Consider the following 16,785-nt stretch of genomic DNA (forward strand, 5'->3'; position numbering starts at 1 on the left):
GTAAGAGACGAACACACGGGCCGATCAGTTCGCCGTACGGATTGTGACGCTGCCGTCTCCGGTGCGGACGGACACCACGTGCGCGCTGGTCTCGTCGCGGGGTACGGACACGTCGACGGAGCCGTCGCCGCTGGACGTGGTCACCCGGTAGGCGGCCCGGGGCAGGTCGATGGTCACCGAGCCGTCGCCGCCGACCGCGTCCACCCGGTCCGGTACGGCGGCCAGCCGCAGGTGTGCCGAGCCGTCCCCGGTACGGCTGCTGACCTGCCGTGAGCTGACGTCGGCGCGCACCGAGCCGTCGCCGGTGCGCAGCCGCAGGGGGCCGCTGGTGTCGGTGACGCGCACGGACCCGTCCCCGGTGCGGATGCTCAGGGCGTCCCGGAAGCCCGACGCGCGCACGCTGCCGTCGCCGTCCTCCACGCTGACGGTGACACCACGGGGCACCTCGATCCGGTGCTTGGCCGAGCAGTCGGCGATCACACCCGAGCAGTGCACGCGCAGCTTCAGCCGGTCGTCCTCCATCGACCAGGTCACCTTCGGGTCCTCGCCGGCCACGACGGAGCCCTCGAACCACCGGGTGACCTCGATCCGGTCCGCCGGCCGGCCGTCGACGGCGACGATCTCCAGCGCCGAGTCGTCGGAGTCGATGGTGAGGGCGGTGCCGTCCAGGGCGAAGGAGCGGTGCTCGGGGCGGTCGTCGTCGGCGGCCGAGGCGCCGCAGGCGGTGGCGGTGGCGACGAGCAGCACGACGGCCACCGAGGCGAGGGCCGCGCGGCCCGGTACGGAACGGTTCATGGGATCCCCCTGTAGTCCGGCCTCGAGCGTAGGGACCCGCCCGGCCCGCCGACCATGAGGTCCGCTCCCGGATCAGGGTGGGGACAACCCCCGTACGCGGCTCGGCGCGGGGCCGGACCGTACCGGTATACGGGTTTGCGGCACAGGGTCCCCGGCAAGGTAGGCTGTCGACTCGTCCTGGCCGTTCGAAGCCGGGGTGCGGGGTGCGTAGCTCAGGGGTAGAGCGCCTGCCTTACAAGCAGGATGTCGGCGGTTCGAAACCGTCCGCGCCCACCGGTGACCCGCAGGCGACCTGCCGGTCGACACGAGGGCCGACCCGATCGCGGGTCGGCCCTCGTCGCGTCGCGGCGCCGCTAGCCGGGCTCGTGGGTGTGCTTGAGGCGCGAGCGCGCGTCCATCCGGTCCCCGGGCGCCGTCTCCTCCCAGAAGCGGTGGCCGGTCACGAAGACCGCGAGTTCGTGCTCACGGCGTCGCAGCTTCTCCACCTCGGCCTGTTCGTCGGCCGTCCATCCGGGGGAGGCGGGGCGCTCCACCTTCCGCCATCCGCCGTCGTCGGTGAACCCGTCCGACGGCTCCACCGACCAGGGGAGCCGCTTCAGCAGGGCCGACAGCTCGGCCCGGACCTGATGCAGCTCCTCCTGACCGGCGCGCAGGTCGCTGGGAAAGTCATAGGTCTTAGCCACGCGCTAATGCTACGCCTGTTCGAATTTCAGTCGCGAGCTCCTTCCCGGGGTTGTGGGCGGCTTCATTCGAACGAGTGACTGGGAGACGGGGCGGCGGGGAGTTGGGCAGCGGCGGGGGAGGCGGCCGCTAGCCGCCGGTCGCCGTGCGCAGCTCCCGGACCAGCCGGGCCGTCACCGGCACCGCCACCCCGTGCCGCTCCGCCGCGCGCAGCAGGGCACCGCCGATGGCGTCGAGTTCGACGGCCCGGCCCGCCTCGGCGTCCCGCTGCATCGACGACCTGGTCCCCGCCGGGAACGCGTCGTACCGCGCCGGCGCGGCGGCCGGGTCGGCGGGCGCGCCGCACGCGGCGCTGACGGCGGCGGTCTCCGCCACCAGGGCGGTCAGCTCCTCGCGGTGCCGGGTGCGCACCTCGCCCAGCGGAAGCCCGTAGCGCGTGGTGAGCAGCGCGAACGGCGCGAGGAAGCCCATCTTCGCCCACAGCGCGGCCGTCTCGTCGGGCAGCACCCGCGCGGTCGGGCCGGCGGCCGTCAGCGCCGCGGCGAGGGCGTCCAGACGAGGGCGCGGCACCGCGTCGCCGGTCAGGTCCACCTCGGCGAACGGACTGGTGTGCTCGATCACGCCGGGGGCCACCCGGGTCGACTCGACACGGATGACGCCGGGCGCCACCCGGTCCGCCCGGTGGTGGGCGCGCAGCTGCTCCGGGTGCTCCACGCCGTTCAGGAACGGTACGAGGAGGGCGTCGCCCAGCGCAGGGGCGGGGACGCGGGCGAGGGCGGCGTCCAGGGCGGTGTGCTTGACGGCGACCAGGACGGCGTCGGCCGGAGTGCGCAGCTCGGTGTCGGCCTCGACCTCGGCCGTGAAGTCGCCGAAGACGGCGCTGCGGACGGTGATCCCGCGCGTGCGCAGGACGGCCGCGGTGTCCTCCCCGGCCAGGCACACGACCCGGTGTCCGGCGCGGGACAGCAGCGCGGCGAGCAGTCCGCCGACCCCGCCCGGGCCCAGCACCGCCACCGTCGGTTCGTCGTTCGCCATGGTGATGGCTCCTCTCGTCGGTCGGCCCCGTAGTTCGGTGGCCGCCACGGAGGTGATCATGCCAGTGGGGAGGGCCCCTCGTCAGCAGCCGTGTCAGGGGGCGAGACTGGGGGCATGTGCCGCAGCATCAAGACCCTTCGCCCGCCCGCGCTGCCCGAGGAGGCGACGCCGGAGGAGATCCGGGCCGCCGCCCTGCAGTACGTCCGCAAGGTCTCCGGCTTCCGCGCCCCGGCGGCCCACAACCGCGAGGTGTTCGAACGCGCGGTGGACGCCGTCGCGGAGGCGACGGCGCAGCTGCTTGAGGGGCTGGAGGTGCGGGGCGCGGGCTCCCGCGCGTCGTAGGGCGCCGGGGCGGGGGCTACGCCGGCTGCCGCCGCACCAGGTACGCCGCCCCGGCCCCCGCGGCGACCAGTGCCAGTGCCGAGACGCCCGTGGCCAGCCAGGTCGCCCCGAGCCAGTGCGCGCCCAGGTAGCCGAGGGCCACGCTGTAGCCCGCCCAGGACAGTCCCGCCAGTGCGGACCAGGGCAGGAAGTCGCGGGCGCGGCGGTGGGCGGCGCCGGCGATCAGGGAGACGACCGAGCGTCCGGCGGGAGCGAAGCGGGCCAGTACGACCAGCGGACCGCCACCCTTGGCCAGCGCATCGCCGAGACGTTCCTGCGCGGTGGTCAGCCGGCGGGAGCGGGCGACGACCCGGCCCAGCCGCTCGCCGCCCCGCCAGGCCAGCCGGTACGCGACGAGGTCGCCCAGCACGGAGGCGGTGGCGGCGCAGAGCACCAGGGCCGCCACGTCCGGCACGTCGTCGGGAACGACCTGGGCGGCCCCGGCGGCCTTCGTCCCCGCGGCCGCGGCCGTCGCCGCCGCGATCACCAGCACGCCGCTGGGCAGCACCGGCAGGAAGACGTCGAGGAGCACGGACAGCGCGATCAGCGCGTAGATCCATGGACTGCCGGTCAGCGTCCCGACACTTTCGAACACCGTGAACTCCCCGTGACTCCCCCGTGTGGCCGGTAGCGGCCATAACAGCCATACAGCGTACGCCCGGAGTGTGACAGCGGATTCACGGGGGGCGGGTGTGTCCGACACGAGATGTTCACCCGGCCTGCCGGTGCGGGCGAGCGGTAAGTGGCCGGATACGTACGCAGGCCCGTGTTCGGGGCCCGCTCGGGTGCGCGGGGGAACCGATGCGCCTGCGGCCCGGGAGCGGCCGGAGGGCTCGGTCCGCCGCCGGGCGCGCGCTCGTGACCGCCTACGGACGGCGAGGCGCCCCCCGCTCGTGGCGGGAGGCGCCGTGGTCGGCCCGGACGGGCCGGGTCCGGTCAGACGGCCACCGTGGACTGCTGCCCCGCGGGCTCGCCGTCCCCCGAGGCGCGCTGGGTGAGGAAGCGGTCCACGGCGAGTGCGCCGGAGCCGGTGAAGACCAGCAGCAGGAAGGCCCAGCAGAACATCGCCGAGGGCTCCCCGCCGTTCTGCAGCGGCCACAGGGCCAGCTCCTGGTGCACGGAGAAGTACGCGTACGCCATGGAGCCGGAGGCCACGAGCGCGGCCGCGCGGGTGCCGAACCCGAGCAGCACCAGGGCGCCGCAGACGAGCTGGATCACCGCGGCGTACCAGCCGGGCCAGGTGCCGGCCGGGATCGTGCCGCCGGAGCGGGCGGCACCGCCGAGGATGCCGAAGAGCGAGGCCGCGCCGTGGCAGGCGAAGAGCAGGCCGACGACGATGCGGTACAGGCCTATGGCGTAGGGCTGGGCGCTGTCGAGGCGTTCGGTCATGGGGAGGGCACTCCTTCGGTTCGAACAGGTCGCTTGGGGCGGGCGGCCGGTGGGGACGGCGATTACCGAATCGAGCGCCAACGTAGGCACGGCTCGCTGTTTGTTGCAAGTTCAAGTTTTAGCCAATGCTTAACCCTCCCCGGGTCTGCCGTACCGGGAGGGTCAGCAGTTGTTCAGGTAGCCGGTGAGCGCGCTTTTCTCCGCCGGGTCGACGGAGAGTCCGTAGTAGTACTTCACCTGCACCCAGGCGCGGACGTAGGTGCAGCGGTAGGCGGTGCGGGACGGCATCCACTCGGCCGGGTCCTTGTCTCCCTTGGACTGGTTGACGTTGTCCGTCACGGCGATGAGCTGGGGGCGGGTCAGGTCGTTGGCGAAGCTCTGGCGTCGCGAGGTGGTCCAGGCGCTCGCGCCGGAGTCCCAGGCCTCGGCGAGCGGCACGAGGTGGTCGATGTCGACGTCGGAGGCGGCGTACCAGGTGGCGCCGTCGTAGGGGGAGTACCAGCTGCCGCTGGTGGCGGCGCAGGTGGAGCTGGTGACCACGTTCCGGCCGTCCCGCTTCAGGACCGTCTCGCGGGTGTTGCAGGAGCCGGAGACGGTGATCCAGTGCGGGAAGAGGTCCCGGCTGTAGCCGGTGCGGTTCTCGGCGGCCACGGTGAGGGAGGCCAGGTAGCCGCGGGCGGTGGTGGCGCTGACCGGGGTGGGCAGGGCGGCGGAGGCGGTCGGGGGGTCGAACAGCGCGAGCGAGGCCAGGAGGCCGGTGAGGGCCGCGAGTATGCTCAGTCGTCGACGCGCGTAGAACCTGGACATGCGGAACTCCCTTGTGGTGTGGGGCTGTTGGAGCGTGAGCGCTGGGAATGCTCGTCGTGCGGCGTTGCGGGGAGGTGTGCGCCCGGTGAGAAGTTAATGACGCGTTCATGACACGACAAGGTTTATGGCGGAACGATCTCGTACGATGGGGGGAGCAGAAGGGGAGTAGCTCTTCGCCGGACCGTCGACATACTGCTCAGCTCGCTGAGCCGGCGCCCGGAGGCGGACCGCGTGCGGCCCGTCGGCGAGACCTTCGGCAAGCAGTGCACATCCGTGCCGTCCGGCGCGGATGCCGTTGTGTGCTGCCGTGCCGATGTGTCGTGCGTCCAAGGTCCAGCACTCTCGGCGGGGTGGCCCCGACCGATTGAGGAATCTTGATCAGCATCACCGTCATGGCGCTCGTCTTCGGCGTCGTCTTCCTCGCCGAACTGCCCGACAAGACCGCGCTCGCCGGCCTCGTCCTCGGCACCCGCTACCGCGCCTCGTACGTCTTCGCGGGCGTCGCCGCCGCCTTCGCGCTCCATGTGACGCTGGCCGTCGCGGCCGGGTCCGTGCTGACGCTGCTGCCGCAGCGGATCGTGCACGCGCTGACCGGTGTGCTCTTCCTGGCCGGCGCCGCGATGCTCCTGCTGAAGCGCGACGAGGACGAGGAGGAGATCCGGCGACCCGCGAACCAGTCCTTCTGGAAGGTGTCGGGGGCCGGGTTCATGCTGATCCTCGTCGCCGAGTTCGGCGATCTGACGCAGATCATGACGGCCAATCTCGCCGCCCGCTACGACGACCCGCTGTCCGTCGGACTCGGGGCGGTGCTGGCGTTGTGGAGCGTGGCCGGGCTCGGCATCGTCGGCGGGAAGGCCCTGATGAAGCGGGTGCCGCTGCGGCTCATCACCAGGATCGCGGCGCTGCTGATGATGGCCCTCGGCGGCTGGAGCCTGTGGGAGGCGGTGGCCGGCTGAGCTGAACGGCCGGTGAACAGGTGCCCCGCGCGGTAGCGTGCCGGGCCGATTGTTTTGTACCGTAGAGAAACAAAGTGGCTCCCGCCCGTTTTCCCTGACCGGCGGGCGGGACCACTCTGTTCCCGGGGGACCGCTCTGTCTCCGTCCGACCTCTGGAGCTGCCCATGACGGCCACCGCCGCGCTCACCGCCCGCGCCCTGCTGCTCGACATGGACGGCACGCTCGTGAACTCCGACGCCGTCGTGGAGCGGGTCTGGCGGCGCTGGGCCGACCGGCACGGGCTGGACGGCGACGAGGTGATGAAGGTCGTCCACGGACGCCAGGGGTACGCCTCGATGGCCGTACTGCTGCCGCACCGGCCGATGGAGGCCAACCACGCGGACAACGCGCGGATGCTGGAAGAGGAGACCGCCGACCTGGACGGCGTGGTGCCGGTACCCGGTGCCGGGGCCTTCCTCGCCGCCCTCACCCGGCTGGACGTGCCGCACGCGCTGGTGACCTCCGCCGACGTCGCACTGTCCACGGCCCGGATGGCGGCCGCGGGGCTGGAGCTGCCCGCCGTGCGGATCACCGCCGAGTCGGTGGGCGAGAGCAAGCCGCACCCCGAGGGCTTCCTCAAGGGCGCCGCGGAACTGGGCGTCGACCCCGCCGACTGCGTGGTCTTCGAGGACTCCGGCGCGGGCGTCGCGGCGGGACGCGCGGCCGGCATGCGCGTCATCGGCGTCGGCCCGCGCGCCGCGCTCCACCGCCCCGACGCGGTGGTCGGCGACCTGACCGAGATACGCGTGGAACGCGGCCCCGAGGGCATCCACCTGCACGTGGGCTGACCCGGGCCTGCCGCACCATCGCGGTCCGGTCATGCGGATCCGGTGTGCGAGGGCGGCGCGGGTCCGGCCCTCAGGGGCGCGGGGAACTGCGCGAGCGGCCGAGGACGACCCGCGCGGAGAAGGCGACCGCACCCCGTATGGCGCCGTACGGCGCCTACGGCTTCCTGGTCTCCGCTTCGAGGCGCGCCCGCGTCGACGGCCCGTACTCGCCCGGCGCGTCCCCCCTGACGCCCCGCCACCACTGGTACATCCGCACCGCGTTCTCGACCTGCTCGTTGTAACTGCCGTTGATGTCACTGTTGTAGAGCGACAGCTGCCGCAACCGCCCCTGGAGCTCCGCCACCTCACCGCCCTTGTCCCCGCGCCGCAGCACCGTGGTGGTGGACCCCGAGCCCTGATGGGTGGTGCCGGGCCCCCCGTCGGAGGGGGACGGTCCGGCGGTCGCCGAGGGTGACCCGGTGGGCGACACCGGCGCGGCCGGTCCGGTCGCCCGCTCCGCCCCGGCGGCGCCGGACGCCGTGGCCCCGTCGGAGGGTGACGGCGAGCCGCCGGCCGCCGACGCCGAGGCCGACGGGGAGGCCGTACCGCTCCCGGAGGGTGACGCGGACGGCGAGGAGTGCCCCGAGGCCGACGGGGAGGCCGTAGCGCCCCCGGAGGGTGACGCGGAGGAGGTGCCGGCGGCCGACTCGGGCACGGCGGCCCGTACGTCCTCGGCCGCGGCGCCGTCCCGTGTGGGCTTCTCGTAGGAGAACAGTCCGCTCGCGAACCCGGCCGCCGCGACTACGGTCATCGCCGCCCCGCCCGCGGCCAGCGCCAGCGAGCGCCGCCGCCGCCCGGCGCTCGGCTCCCGCACGGCGCCACCCGGCGGTTCGGCCTGCACCTGGTCGAACAGGCTCAGGTCCATGGCGTCGGGCGCCGCGGCCGACGGCGCCAGCGGCGTCGGCAGCGACCCGGTGGGCAGCGACCCCGTGGGGAACGGCCCCGTGGGGAACGGCCCCGTGGCGAGCGAGCCGGGAGGCAGCGGCCCCCGAGGCGGCGGCGCCGTCCCCCCGGCGGGAGGCGGGCCCACCTGCCGCAGCCGCATGGTCTCCTCGCCCGGCCCGGCCGGCGGCCCGCCGGGCTCGACGATCTCGCCGATCTCCACGTACGGCCGGATGCGCAGCGGGTCGAAGTCCTCCGCCGCTGCCACCTCCGCCGTACGGGTGTCGCGCAGGGCGTCGGAAGCCCGCTCGGCGCAGCCGCACAGCGGCGTGTTGTCCGCGGCGCGCTCCGCGCCGCACCGGGGGCACGGGTCCCCCCGCCCCTGCCGCCGCGCGTCCGGGCGCCCCTTCGGCTCGGTCACCTGTTCGTCCCTCCCCCATGCGAACTCCAGAAATTATGCAGACGCTTCACACGCCACACCCCCAGATCCCACCGGAATGCTCGCCTCCGACCGGACTCGACAGGCCATTACGGGACACACCCACCACGATGGGAGTGTCACGACAGCCGGGACAGCCGCCGGAGCAGGGAGGTCGCCATGGCCGTGGAAGCGCGGGCCCGCACCCAGGAGCCGCATGACGAGCACGTGGGCGGGAACGTCCTCGTCTCCATCGGCGCCCTGCTGCTGGGCATGCTGCTCGCCGCCCTCGACCAGACGATCGTCTCGACCGCGCTGCCCACCATCGTCAGCGAACTCGGCGGCATGGAGCACCTGTCCTGGGTGGTGACCGCCTACCTGCTTGCCTCGACCGCCGCGACCCCGCTGTGGGGCAAACTGGGCGACCAGTACGGGCGCAAGAAGCTCTTCCAGGCCGCGATCGTGCTGTTCCTCGTCGGCTCCGCGCTGTGCGGGGCCGCCCAGAACATGCCCCAGCTCATCGCCTTCCGCGCCCTGCAGGGCCTGGGCGGCGGCGGGCTCATGGTGCTGTCGATGGCCATCGTCGGCGACCTCGTCCCGCCCCGGGAACGCGGTCGCTACCAGGGGCTGTTCGGCGCGGTCTTCGGCGCCACCAGCGTCCTCGGCCCGCTGCTCGGCGGGCTGTTCACCGAACACCTCAGCTGGCGCTGGGTGTTCTACGTCAACCTGCCCGTCGGCGTCGTCGCCCTCGCCGTCATCGCGGCCGTCCTGCACATCCCGTCCCGCGCCGCCCGGCACGTCATCGACTACCTCGGGACCTTCCTCATCGCCTCCGTCGCCACCTGCCTGGTCCTGGTCGCCTCCCTGGGCGGCACCACCTGGGCCTGGGGCTCCCCGCAGATCGTCGGCCTCGCGGTCCTCGGCGCCGTCCTCGCCGTCGCCTTCGTGGCGGTCGAGCGGCGGGCGGCCGAACCCGTCCTGCCGCTGAAGCTGTTCGCCGTGCGCACCTTCACCCTGTCCGCCGTGATCAGCTTCATCGTCGGCTTCGCGATGTTCGGCGCGATGACCTACCTGCCCACCTTCCTCCAGGTCGTCCAGGGCGTCTCCCCGACCATGTCCGGCGTGTACATGCTGCCGATGGTGTTCGGCCTGCTGCTCTCCTCCACGCTGTCCGGGCAGATCGTCAGCCGCACCGGCCGCTGGAAGGTCTTCCCGATCGCCGGAACCGCCGTCACCACCCTCGGACTGCTCCTGCTGCACCGGCTCGACGAGAACAGTTCGACCGCCGTGATGAGCACCTACTTCTTCGTCTTCGGACTCGGCCTCGGCCTGGTCATGCAGGTCCTCGTCCTCATCGTGCAGAACGCGGTCTCCTACGAGGACCTCGGGGTCGCCACCTCCGGCGCCACCTTCTTCCGCTCCATCGGGGCCAGCTTCGGCGTGGCGATCTTCGGCACGATCTTCGCCGGCCGCCTCGGCGACGAACTCGGCGCCGCCCTCGGCGGCGTCCCGCTGCCCCCCGGCGTCTCCGTCGACTCCCTCCAGGCCGACCCGCGCGGCATCGCCGCCCTCCCGCCCTCGCTGCGCCCCGATGCCCTGCACGCCTACGCGGCGTCGATCACCGACGTCTTCCTCTACGCGGTGCCCGTCGCCCTCCTCGGCTTCGTCCTGGCCTGGTTCCTCAAGGAGGACAAGCTGCGCGCCTCGGTCACCGCGCCCGACCTGAGCGAGACCTACGCCAGCAACCCGGTCGAACGGTCCTCCTACGACGAGGTGTGCCGCGCCCTGTCCGTCCTCGGCAGCCGCGAGGGCCGCCGCGAGATCTACCGGCGGATCACCGAGCGGGCCGGCTACGACCTGCTGCCCGCCACGAGCTGGCTGGTGCTGCGGATGAAGAAGTACGGCACGGTCGAACCGGCCCGCCTCGCCGAACACCTCCCCGTCCCGCTGTCGGTGATCATCGCGGCCGCCCGGCAGACCGAGGAACGCCGGCTCGCCGTGCGGAACGGCCTCGGCCTGCACCTGACCGACCAGGGCCGGCAGGTCGCCGAGCGGCTCGCCCAGGCCCGCGAGGAGTCGCTGGCCGAGTTGCTGGGCGACTGGTGGGGACCGGACCGGCCCACCGACCTGGTACGGCTGGTGAAACTCCTCAACGAGGAGCTGAGCGGCTCCGACCGCGAGGAGCCGCACGACACCGGTCCCGGGGCCAGGATCGGCCGCGCGCTCACCTGACGCTCACCCGGCCAGCGCCTTGCCGAACCAGTGCTCGGCGTAGGGGGCGTCGTTGTGCGGCTCGGTCTCCGCGTAGCCGAGCCGCGCGTACAGGGCCCGCGCCTCCACCAGGTCGGCCCGCGTGTCGAGGATCATCCGGGTGGCGCCCAGCTCGCGCGCGGCCTCCTCGGCGGCGGCCACCAGCAGCGCCGCCCCGCCCGTGCCCCGGGCCTCCGGCCGTACGTACACCCGCGTCAGCTCGGCCGCCGCGCCGCCCGGAGACCGGTGCAGCCGTACGCCCGCGCTGCCGGCCGGCTCGCCGCCGTGACGGCCGATCAGCAGCCGGCCGCGCGGTGGTGCCAGGTCCTCGTCCGAGTGCGCGGCGATCTCCCGCTCCAGTTCCCGCGGGTCGGTGCGGTGACCGCGGTGCAGCAGGTACCAGCGGTCGCTGACCTCGGTGTAGTACGCGCGCCACAGGTCCGCGGCGGCCGGGGAGCCGGGGAGCTCCGGGGCGATGATCCATGTCATGCGGCCAGTGTGGGGGCCGGTCGCACACCGCTCGCAACCGGATATCGCGCGTCACAACGCGCTGTTTGAAGGGGGCGGCGCGGGCAACCCGGACCGGGAACCGGCCCGCGGGGCCGACCCGACTGGAAGGCAGCCATGTCCACAGCCGTGATCATTGCTCTGATCGTGGCCGCGGTGGCCATCGTGGCCGTCGTGGCCTTCATGACCGTACGCGCGCGTCGCCCGCGCGGCGGCCGGAACCTCAAGCAGCGTTTCGGACCCGAGTACGACCGGGCGGTCGCCCGGCACGACGGGGACAGCAATGCGGCCGAGCGGGAACTCGACTCCCTCGTGGCGAGCTACGGCGACCTGCGGGAACGCCCGATCGAACCGGCCGAGCGCGACCGCTTCGAGGCGCGTTGGACGGCCGTTCAGGAGCGTTTCGTCGACTCGCCGCGCGAGGCGCTCGGCGAGGCCGACCGGCTGCTCGCGGAGGCGGCCGAGGCACGCGGCTTCCCGGACGGCGGGCGGTACGAGGAGCAGGTCGAGGCCCTGTCCGTGCACCACGCCGAGCATGTGAACGGGTACCGGCGGGTGCACCGGGCCGCGCACACCGCGAACGGGTCCGGCTCCGGGACCGAGGACATGCGGGTGGCGCTGGTCGAGGCCCGCGCGCTGTTCGAGGACCTGCTGACGCCGGACCGCCACGACACGGGTCGCCACCGGGCCCCGGCAGGCCGGGCGACGGCCTCCGACACCGCCCGCAGCGGCCACCGGCCGGGGCTGTTCCACCGGCACCACCCGAAGCACGGGTGACGCGCCCGGCGAGCACGACGACGGACGACCGCCGACGGCCGGGCGACGGCAGCGGAGGCCGTCGGACGACCCCGGTGGCGCATGACAACAGCGGATGCCGTCGGACGACCCCGGTGGCGCACGACGGCGGACGGCGGCGGACGCTCAGGGACGACGAGGCACGACGGACGCACACGACGCAGGACGACGAGGCACGACGGACGACGAAGGACGACGAGGGGTGAGTGGGATGACGACAGGCAGGACACCGGCACCTGGCCCCGAGGATCCGTACGGGCGGGAAGCCGACGAGCGGCGGGGCCGCGACTCGCACCGGTCGGCCCCGATGGTGCCGGACGCGGAGACGCCCGGGGCCGGGCGAGCGGGTTCCGACCCGTACGGCCAGGGCCCGGCGGGCGCCGCCGGCACGCCGTCCGCCGCTCCCGGGATGAGCGGCTCCGAGGCCGGGGTGGGGACCTCCCGCATGCGAGGCCCCGAGGCCGGAGAGGCACCGCCCGAGCCGGACGTGCGCGCCACGATGGGCGGCGAGACGGCCGAGGGGCGGGACGCGCTCGGCGCGCGGGGCGGCACGGAGCACGCCCAGGGCGGGATCGAGGACCCGCACGCCCCCCTGCTCCCGGCCGACGAGAGCGACCGGCTCACGACCCGCCTGCAGCACGCGATCGCCGAGTTCGTGGACCGGCCCCGGGAGGCCGTGGAGGAGGCCGACCACGTCCTGGAGGAACTCACGACCCGGTTCACCGACGCGATGAGCGACCGGCGCCGCGCCCTGCGCGGTCACTGGCAGCCCACGGACGGCGGCGGTGACCGCGCCGAGGAGATGGCCGGGAACGAGGCGGGGACCGAGGAACTGCGCCTCGCCCTGCGGGACTACCGGGAGCTGACCAACCGCCTGCTGCACATCTGAACCGAGGGGCGCCGTCGGCGCGCCCTCCGTCCGGGTCCCACGGGTCGTCGCACGACAAGCCGGGTGCCGGCGGGCAGGAGCCCGTCGGCACCCGGCGTCGCGTCCGCCCCGGTGCGCGGAACCCCCGGTCGGCTTTGGCTCGGTCATGCCTCCATTGCGCCGGACGGGGCGGCGTCGGGCGATTTATCATGCGCTCCACCAGTCATGCGGATTTTCTTAAGGAGCGCACGTGCTCGAACTCACCATGGCGTCCGTCTCGGGGGCGGAAGAGGGCGCCACGGCCGGCATGCTCATGGCCGACGCGCCCAGTGAACCGGGTGCCGTGCTGCGGGTGGGCCGGGACAAGTCCGTGTGCCGCCTCGTGACACCCGACGACTGGCTGTTCGTCTCCCGGGTTCACCTGGAGTTCCTGTGCGGGCCCACGGGCACCTGGCAGGTGACCTGGCTGCAGGGCTCGCAGGCCGACCCCTCCTCCGAGGTCCGGCTGCTGCTGGGCGAGCAGGCGCAGCAACTGGCGTACGGCGGCACCCTGCCGCTGCCCTACGGCGGCTCGGGCGAGATCGTCATCCACGACCGCACCGGCCCGCGCAGCGTCAACGTCGGCTTCTACCACGAGGTGTAGGCCCCGGCGGGCCTGCCGCCGAGGGGCTACGCCAGGACGCGGGCCAGCGCGAAACCGTCGTAGCCCTTGCTGCCCACCGTCTGGATCGCGGTGCCGCTCAGTCTCGGGTGGGAGGCGATGAGTTCGAGGGCGGCGCGGGTGCCGCGCACCCCGTCGTCGGAACTGTCCGCGTCGGCGACCTCGCCGCCGCGCACCACGTTGTCCAGGACGATCAGGCTGCCCGCGCTGGTGAGTTTCAGCGCCCACTCGACGTAGTGGGCGTTGTTCGCCTTGTCGGCGTCGATGAACACCAGGTCGAACGGCGGCGGGTTCTCGTCGACGAGGAGCGGCAGGGACTCCAGGGCGGGCCCCACGCGCACCTCGACCTGCTTGTCCAGGCCCGCCCGGGCGATGTTGCGGGTGGCGATCTCGGCGTGCCTGGGGTTGTACTCCAGCGAGATCAGCCGGCCCTCGGGCGGCAGGGCGCGGGCCAGCCAGATCGTGCTGTAGCCGCCGAGGGTGCCGATCTCCAGGATGCTGCGGGAGCCCTGGATCTCGGCCAGCAGCTGCAGGAACTTGCCCTGCCCGGCCGTCACGTTGATCGGCGGCAGCCCGGCGGCCGTGCTGTCGCGCAGCGCGGCCTCCGTCATCTCGTCGTCCGGGGCCAGGGTGGCGCCGAAGTAGGCGTCGACGGTGTCCCAGACCTGCGACTCACTCATGCGCTCCGCCTCTCGTGCACTTCACCGCGTGAAAAGAGCTGACTGCCGTGCCAACGGCGGGAACCTCGGACGGGTTCCCCTCAGCGTGGGCGGTGGATCGATTTCAGCCGTTCGGGTCACGGAGTCGCCGGTTCCGCCGTCCCTCGATGCGGCACCCCGGATCCGTGCGCACTATCGTCTTCCGGACAAAAGGAGATCGGTCGTCAGGTGAAACGGCGACGGCTCGTGTCTCTGTCCCGGGGGGCGAGAGCCTCTTAGGGTGCATAAGGGAACTTCCGCGCGACCGGGCGCGGACCGGACGGGGCGGGAGGCCGACGAGGCGTGGTGGATGCGGAGCACATCGGGCGATCGGCCGAACCCGCCGGGGCGACCGCGGCGGGCACCCCCCCGACGCGTGTGCACGCGGCCCGCCTCGCGCTCTGGCTGATCACGGTCGTGCTGGCGGTCAGACAGGTCGCCGTCGTGCTCACCACGCCGAGCCGGGAGCGGCTGACCGACCTGGAGACCTGGGTCGGCCCCCAGGGCGTCCTGCACGTCAACGGCTCGATCTACGCGTCCACCCGGTTCACCGGTACCCCCTTCGCCGGACTCGTCCTCAAGCCCCTCACCCGAGCGGCCGAACAGGGACTCGGCTGGGGCTGGACGTTCGGCTCCCTGCTGCTGGTCGCGGCGCTCGGTCTGGTCGCCGCCCGCGCCCTGCCCCAGCCCGTCGGGCGGCGCACCGCGCTGTTCGCCGCACCCGTCGCGATCAGCCTGCTCATGCTGTCGCTCCCGGTCCGCAACGCCTTCTGGCTCGGTCAGACCAGCATCATCCCCGTCCTGCTGGTCCTCCTCGGCTGCTTCGTCGTACGCGGCCGCTACGCCGGCGGAATGCTCATCGGGCTCGCCGCCGCGCTCCAGCCCACCGTCCTGCTCTTCGCCGCCCTGCTCTGGTGCACCGACCGCCGCCGCGCCGCCCTCACCACCGGCGCCGCCTTCCTCGGCTGCACCCTGCTCGCCTGGGCCGTCCTGCCGCACGACTCCCACACCTACTGGGTGCACCACCTGGCGGGCGCCGGCCTCGGCGGTGACGCCGACGCCCTCGCCAACCAGTCCCTGCACGGCGCCCTGCTCCGCCTCGGCCTGTCCGGCCCCCCGGAGACCGCCCTGGCCCTGACCCTGGGCGCGGCCGTCGTCGCCCTCGGACTGCGCCGGGCGGTGCGCTACGCCCGGGACGGGCAGCTGCTGCTCGCGGTGGCGATCACCGGCTGCGCCGCCATCGCCGTGTCCCCGACGAGCTGGCAGCACCAGCTGCTGTGGCTGCTGCTCGCGGTGGTCGGCCGGGTCGGCAGGCGCGCCTCGGACCGGCTGCTCTGGCCGGCCGCCGTGGTGCTGGTGATGACGCTCCCGGCGGACATGCTGCTGCCGGGCATGGCGTTCCTGGCGCCCTTGCGCGACAACGTGATCCTGCTGGCCGCGCTGGCCGCCGCCACCTTCGTTCCCTTCCTGCCGCGCACCTCGCCCTACTACGACCGGCCCGTCCCCACCGAGTACGCCCCCGCGGTCCCCGCCCGTTTCCCCGGCATCCCCCTGTTGCCCTTCCTGCGCCGGGTCCTCACCCGCCCCAACCTGCTGCTGGAGCTGCTGCTGATCCGGGTGGGCTACGCGGCGTACTCGCAGGTCCGGCTGGCGGCGACCGGCGGCACGATCTCCGGCGGCCGGGCCCGCGCGGAGGCCCACGGGCACGAGATCCTCGACATCGAGAGCTTCCTGCACCTCGACTTCGAGCTCGCGGTCAACCACTGGGTGGTCACCGTCGGGTGGTTGCGGGAGTTCTTCGACTTCTACTACACGTCGTTCCACTTCATCGTCCCGCTGGCCGTCCTCGGCCTGCTCTACTGGCGCCGCCCGGTCGACTACCGCTGGGCCCGCTCCGCCCTGGGCCTCGCCACCCTGCTCGCCCTGGTGGGCTTCTGGCTCTACCCGCTCGCCCCGCCCCGCCTGATGCCCGGTCTCGACGTCATCGACACGGTCCACGGCGTCCAGGACTTCTCCCGCCCCGACTACGGCACGCTGACCTCCCTGACCAACCAGTACGCGGCGATGCCGTCGCTGCACTTCGGCTGGTCACTGTGGTGCGGCCTGATCATCGCGATCGTGGCCCCCAGGTGGTGGATGAAGGCCCTCGGCCTGCTGCACCCGCTGCTCACCGCCACCGCGATCGTCGCGACCGGCAACCACTGGGTCCTCGACGCGGCCGGCGGCGCCGTGGTCGTCGCCGGGGGCTTCGCCCTGACCTACGTTCTGCAGGGGCCCCGCGCCCGGCCGGCGCCCGGCCCGCCGGCCGTCACCGAGCCCGAGGCGACGAAGGAACCGGCGCCGAGCGCCTGAGCCCGGGCGGCATGCCTGTGCTCACAGCCCGGGCGGCGCGCTCCCGCTCGTTCAGGCGGCGTCGACGTCCCGCACCAGCGCGGTGAGCTCGTCGAGCAGACGGTCGCGCTCGTCGGCCGTCCCGGCCGCGTCCAGGAGGGCCGCGAACTCGCCCTGCCACATGACGGCGTGCACGGCCCGCAGCCGGTCCCGGTCGCCCTCCTCGGCGGCTGCCAGCGCGGCGGCCGTACGGTCCAGCCGCTCCAGCGCCCCGGCCTCCCGGGCGGCGTCGCCCCGGCCGACCAGCCCGGCGCACCGGCCCGGCAGCCAGGCCCGGCCCTCGGCGCCGAGCGCCCGTACCACGGCCGCACCGGCCCCTGCCGCGGTCACGGCCGCCGCCTTGGTCACCATCCCGGACCCTCCCCTCGGTCGGCGCCCCGCCGGTGGGACGGGGCGGTCCGCATC

The 16,785-nt window shown here is 73.7% G+C and carries 18 protein-coding genes and 1 tRNA gene; 9 read left to right on the forward strand and 10 right to left on the reverse strand.

What is annotated here, in order from left to right; genetic code table 11:
* Positions 1-24 precede the first annotated feature (24 nt).
* Positions 25-795, reverse strand: coding sequence for a DUF4097 family beta strand repeat-containing protein (locus AC3ET3_RS04450; RefSeq protein WP_435611658.1), 771 nt, complete (start codon positions 793-795; stop codon positions 25-27).
* 201 nt (positions 796-996) lie between these two features.
* Between AC3ET3_RS04450 and AC3ET3_RS04455 the strand changes: the two genes are divergently transcribed.
* A tRNA-Val gene (locus AC3ET3_RS04455) sits at positions 997-1,068 on the forward strand.
* Positions 1,069-1,148: 80 nt separating this feature from the next.
* Here AC3ET3_RS04455 and AC3ET3_RS04460 read toward each other — a convergent pair.
* Positions 1,149-1,478 carry a hypothetical protein gene (locus tag AC3ET3_RS04460; protein WP_432137673.1) on the reverse strand — a complete coding sequence of 110 codons (330 nt, stop codon included), beginning with the start codon at positions 1,476-1,478 and terminating at the stop codon, positions 1,149-1,151.
* Positions 1,479-1,605: 127 nt separating this feature from the next.
* Positions 1,606-2,511 carry a ketopantoate reductase family protein gene (locus AC3ET3_RS04465; RefSeq protein ID WP_432137674.1) on the reverse strand — a complete coding sequence of 302 codons (906 nt, stop codon included), beginning with the start codon at positions 2,509-2,511 and terminating at the stop codon, positions 1,606-1,608.
* Between the two features lie 114 nt (positions 2,512-2,625).
* Between AC3ET3_RS04465 and AC3ET3_RS04470 the strand changes: the two genes are divergently transcribed.
* Positions 2,626-2,853 (forward strand): DUF2277 domain-containing protein, encoded by a 228-nt coding sequence (locus AC3ET3_RS04470; RefSeq protein WP_432137675.1) that lies wholly within the window; start codon positions 2,626-2,628, stop codon positions 2,851-2,853.
* Between the two features lie 16 nt (positions 2,854-2,869).
* On the opposite strand, the gene AC3ET3_RS04475 is transcribed toward AC3ET3_RS04470, so the two are convergent.
* The 3 genes from AC3ET3_RS04475 to AC3ET3_RS04485 all read right to left on the reverse strand — a co-directional run bounded on the left by AC3ET3_RS04475 (position 2,870) and on the right by AC3ET3_RS04485 (position 5,088).
* Positions 2,870-3,487 carry a DedA family protein gene (locus AC3ET3_RS04475; RefSeq protein ID WP_432158891.1) on the reverse strand — a complete coding sequence of 206 codons (618 nt, stop codon included), beginning with the start codon at positions 3,485-3,487 and terminating at the stop codon, positions 2,870-2,872.
* Between the two features lie 341 nt (positions 3,488-3,828).
* Entirely contained in the window at positions 3,829-4,281 is a 453-nt protein-coding gene (locus tag AC3ET3_RS04480) for a DoxX family protein (protein ID WP_432137677.1), read from the reverse strand.
* A gap of 162 nt (positions 4,282-4,443) precedes the next feature.
* A complete protein-coding gene (locus AC3ET3_RS04485) occupies positions 4,444-5,088 on the reverse strand; it encodes an HNH endonuclease family protein (RefSeq protein WP_435611659.1) in 645 nt (214 codons plus the stop codon).
* 374 nt (positions 5,089-5,462) lie between these two features.
* Here AC3ET3_RS04485 and AC3ET3_RS04490 point away from each other — a divergent pair, with 374 nt between their 5' ends.
* Positions 5,463-6,044 (forward strand): TMEM165/GDT1 family protein, encoded by a 582-nt coding sequence (locus tag AC3ET3_RS04490; protein WP_432137679.1) that lies wholly within the window; start codon positions 5,463-5,465, stop codon positions 6,042-6,044.
* 164 nt (positions 6,045-6,208) lie between these two features.
* Positions 6,209-6,871, forward strand: coding sequence for an HAD-IA family hydrolase (locus AC3ET3_RS04495; protein WP_435611660.1), 663 nt, complete (start codon positions 6,209-6,211; stop codon positions 6,869-6,871).
* A gap of 154 nt (positions 6,872-7,025) precedes the next feature.
* Here the strand turns inward: AC3ET3_RS04495 and AC3ET3_RS04500 are convergent, their stop codons facing one another.
* Positions 7,026-8,213, reverse strand: coding sequence for a peptidoglycan-binding domain-containing protein (locus AC3ET3_RS04500; protein ID WP_435611661.1), 1,188 nt, complete (start codon positions 8,211-8,213; stop codon positions 7,026-7,028).
* A 177-nt stretch (positions 8,214-8,390) separates the two neighbouring features.
* Here AC3ET3_RS04500 and AC3ET3_RS04505 point away from each other — a divergent pair, with 177 nt between their 5' ends.
* Complete coding sequence (locus AC3ET3_RS04505) at positions 8,391-10,442, forward strand: MDR family MFS transporter (protein WP_435611662.1); 2,052 nt, start codon at positions 8,391-8,393, stop codon at positions 10,440-10,442.
* Between the two features lie 3 nt (positions 10,443-10,445).
* Here the strand turns inward: AC3ET3_RS04505 and AC3ET3_RS04510 are convergent, their stop codons facing one another.
* Positions 10,446-10,949: a GNAT family N-acetyltransferase gene (locus tag AC3ET3_RS04510; protein WP_432137683.1), complete on the reverse strand. Its 504-nt coding sequence runs from the start codon at positions 10,947-10,949 to the stop codon at positions 10,446-10,448.
* 135 nt (positions 10,950-11,084) lie between these two features.
* On the opposite strand from AC3ET3_RS04510, the gene AC3ET3_RS04515 reads away from it, so the two are divergent.
* The 3 genes from AC3ET3_RS04515 to AC3ET3_RS04525 all read left to right on the forward strand — a co-directional run bounded on the left by AC3ET3_RS04515 (position 11,085) and on the right by AC3ET3_RS04525 (position 13,273).
* Positions 11,085-11,744, forward strand: coding sequence for a hypothetical protein (locus AC3ET3_RS04515; RefSeq protein ID WP_432158964.1), 660 nt, complete (start codon positions 11,085-11,087; stop codon positions 11,742-11,744).
* A gap of 229 nt (positions 11,745-11,973) precedes the next feature.
* A complete protein-coding gene (locus AC3ET3_RS04520; protein WP_432137685.1) occupies positions 11,974-12,651 on the forward strand; it encodes a hypothetical protein in 678 nt (225 codons plus the stop codon).
* A gap of 229 nt (positions 12,652-12,880) precedes the next feature.
* Positions 12,881-13,273: a hypothetical protein gene (locus tag AC3ET3_RS04525; RefSeq protein WP_432137686.1), complete on the forward strand. Its 393-nt coding sequence runs from the start codon at positions 12,881-12,883 to the stop codon at positions 13,271-13,273.
* A 26-nt stretch (positions 13,274-13,299) separates the two neighbouring features.
* Here AC3ET3_RS04525 and AC3ET3_RS04530 read toward each other — a convergent pair whose 3' ends face one another.
* The gene (locus tag AC3ET3_RS04530; protein WP_432137687.1) at positions 13,300-13,971 is read right to left on the reverse strand and encodes an O-methyltransferase; all 672 of its coding nucleotides are present in this window, start codon (positions 13,969-13,971) and stop codon (positions 13,300-13,302) included.
* Positions 13,972-14,292: 321 nt separating this feature from the next.
* Here AC3ET3_RS04530 and AC3ET3_RS04535 point away from each other — a divergent pair, with 321 nt between their 5' ends.
* The gene (locus AC3ET3_RS04535) at positions 14,293-16,341 is read left to right on the forward strand and encodes a bifunctional glycosyltransferase 87/phosphatase PAP2 family protein (protein ID WP_435611663.1); all 2,049 of its coding nucleotides are present in this window, start codon (positions 14,293-14,295) and stop codon (positions 16,339-16,341) included.
* Positions 16,342-16,392: 51 nt separating this feature from the next.
* On the opposite strand, the gene AC3ET3_RS04540 is transcribed toward AC3ET3_RS04535, so the two are convergent.
* A complete protein-coding gene (locus tag AC3ET3_RS04540; protein ID WP_435611664.1) occupies positions 16,393-16,731 on the reverse strand; it encodes a hypothetical protein in 339 nt (112 codons plus the stop codon).
* Positions 16,732-16,785 lie beyond the last annotated feature (54 nt).

It is taken from the genome of Streptomyces sp. bgisy159, from assembly GCF_057707805.1.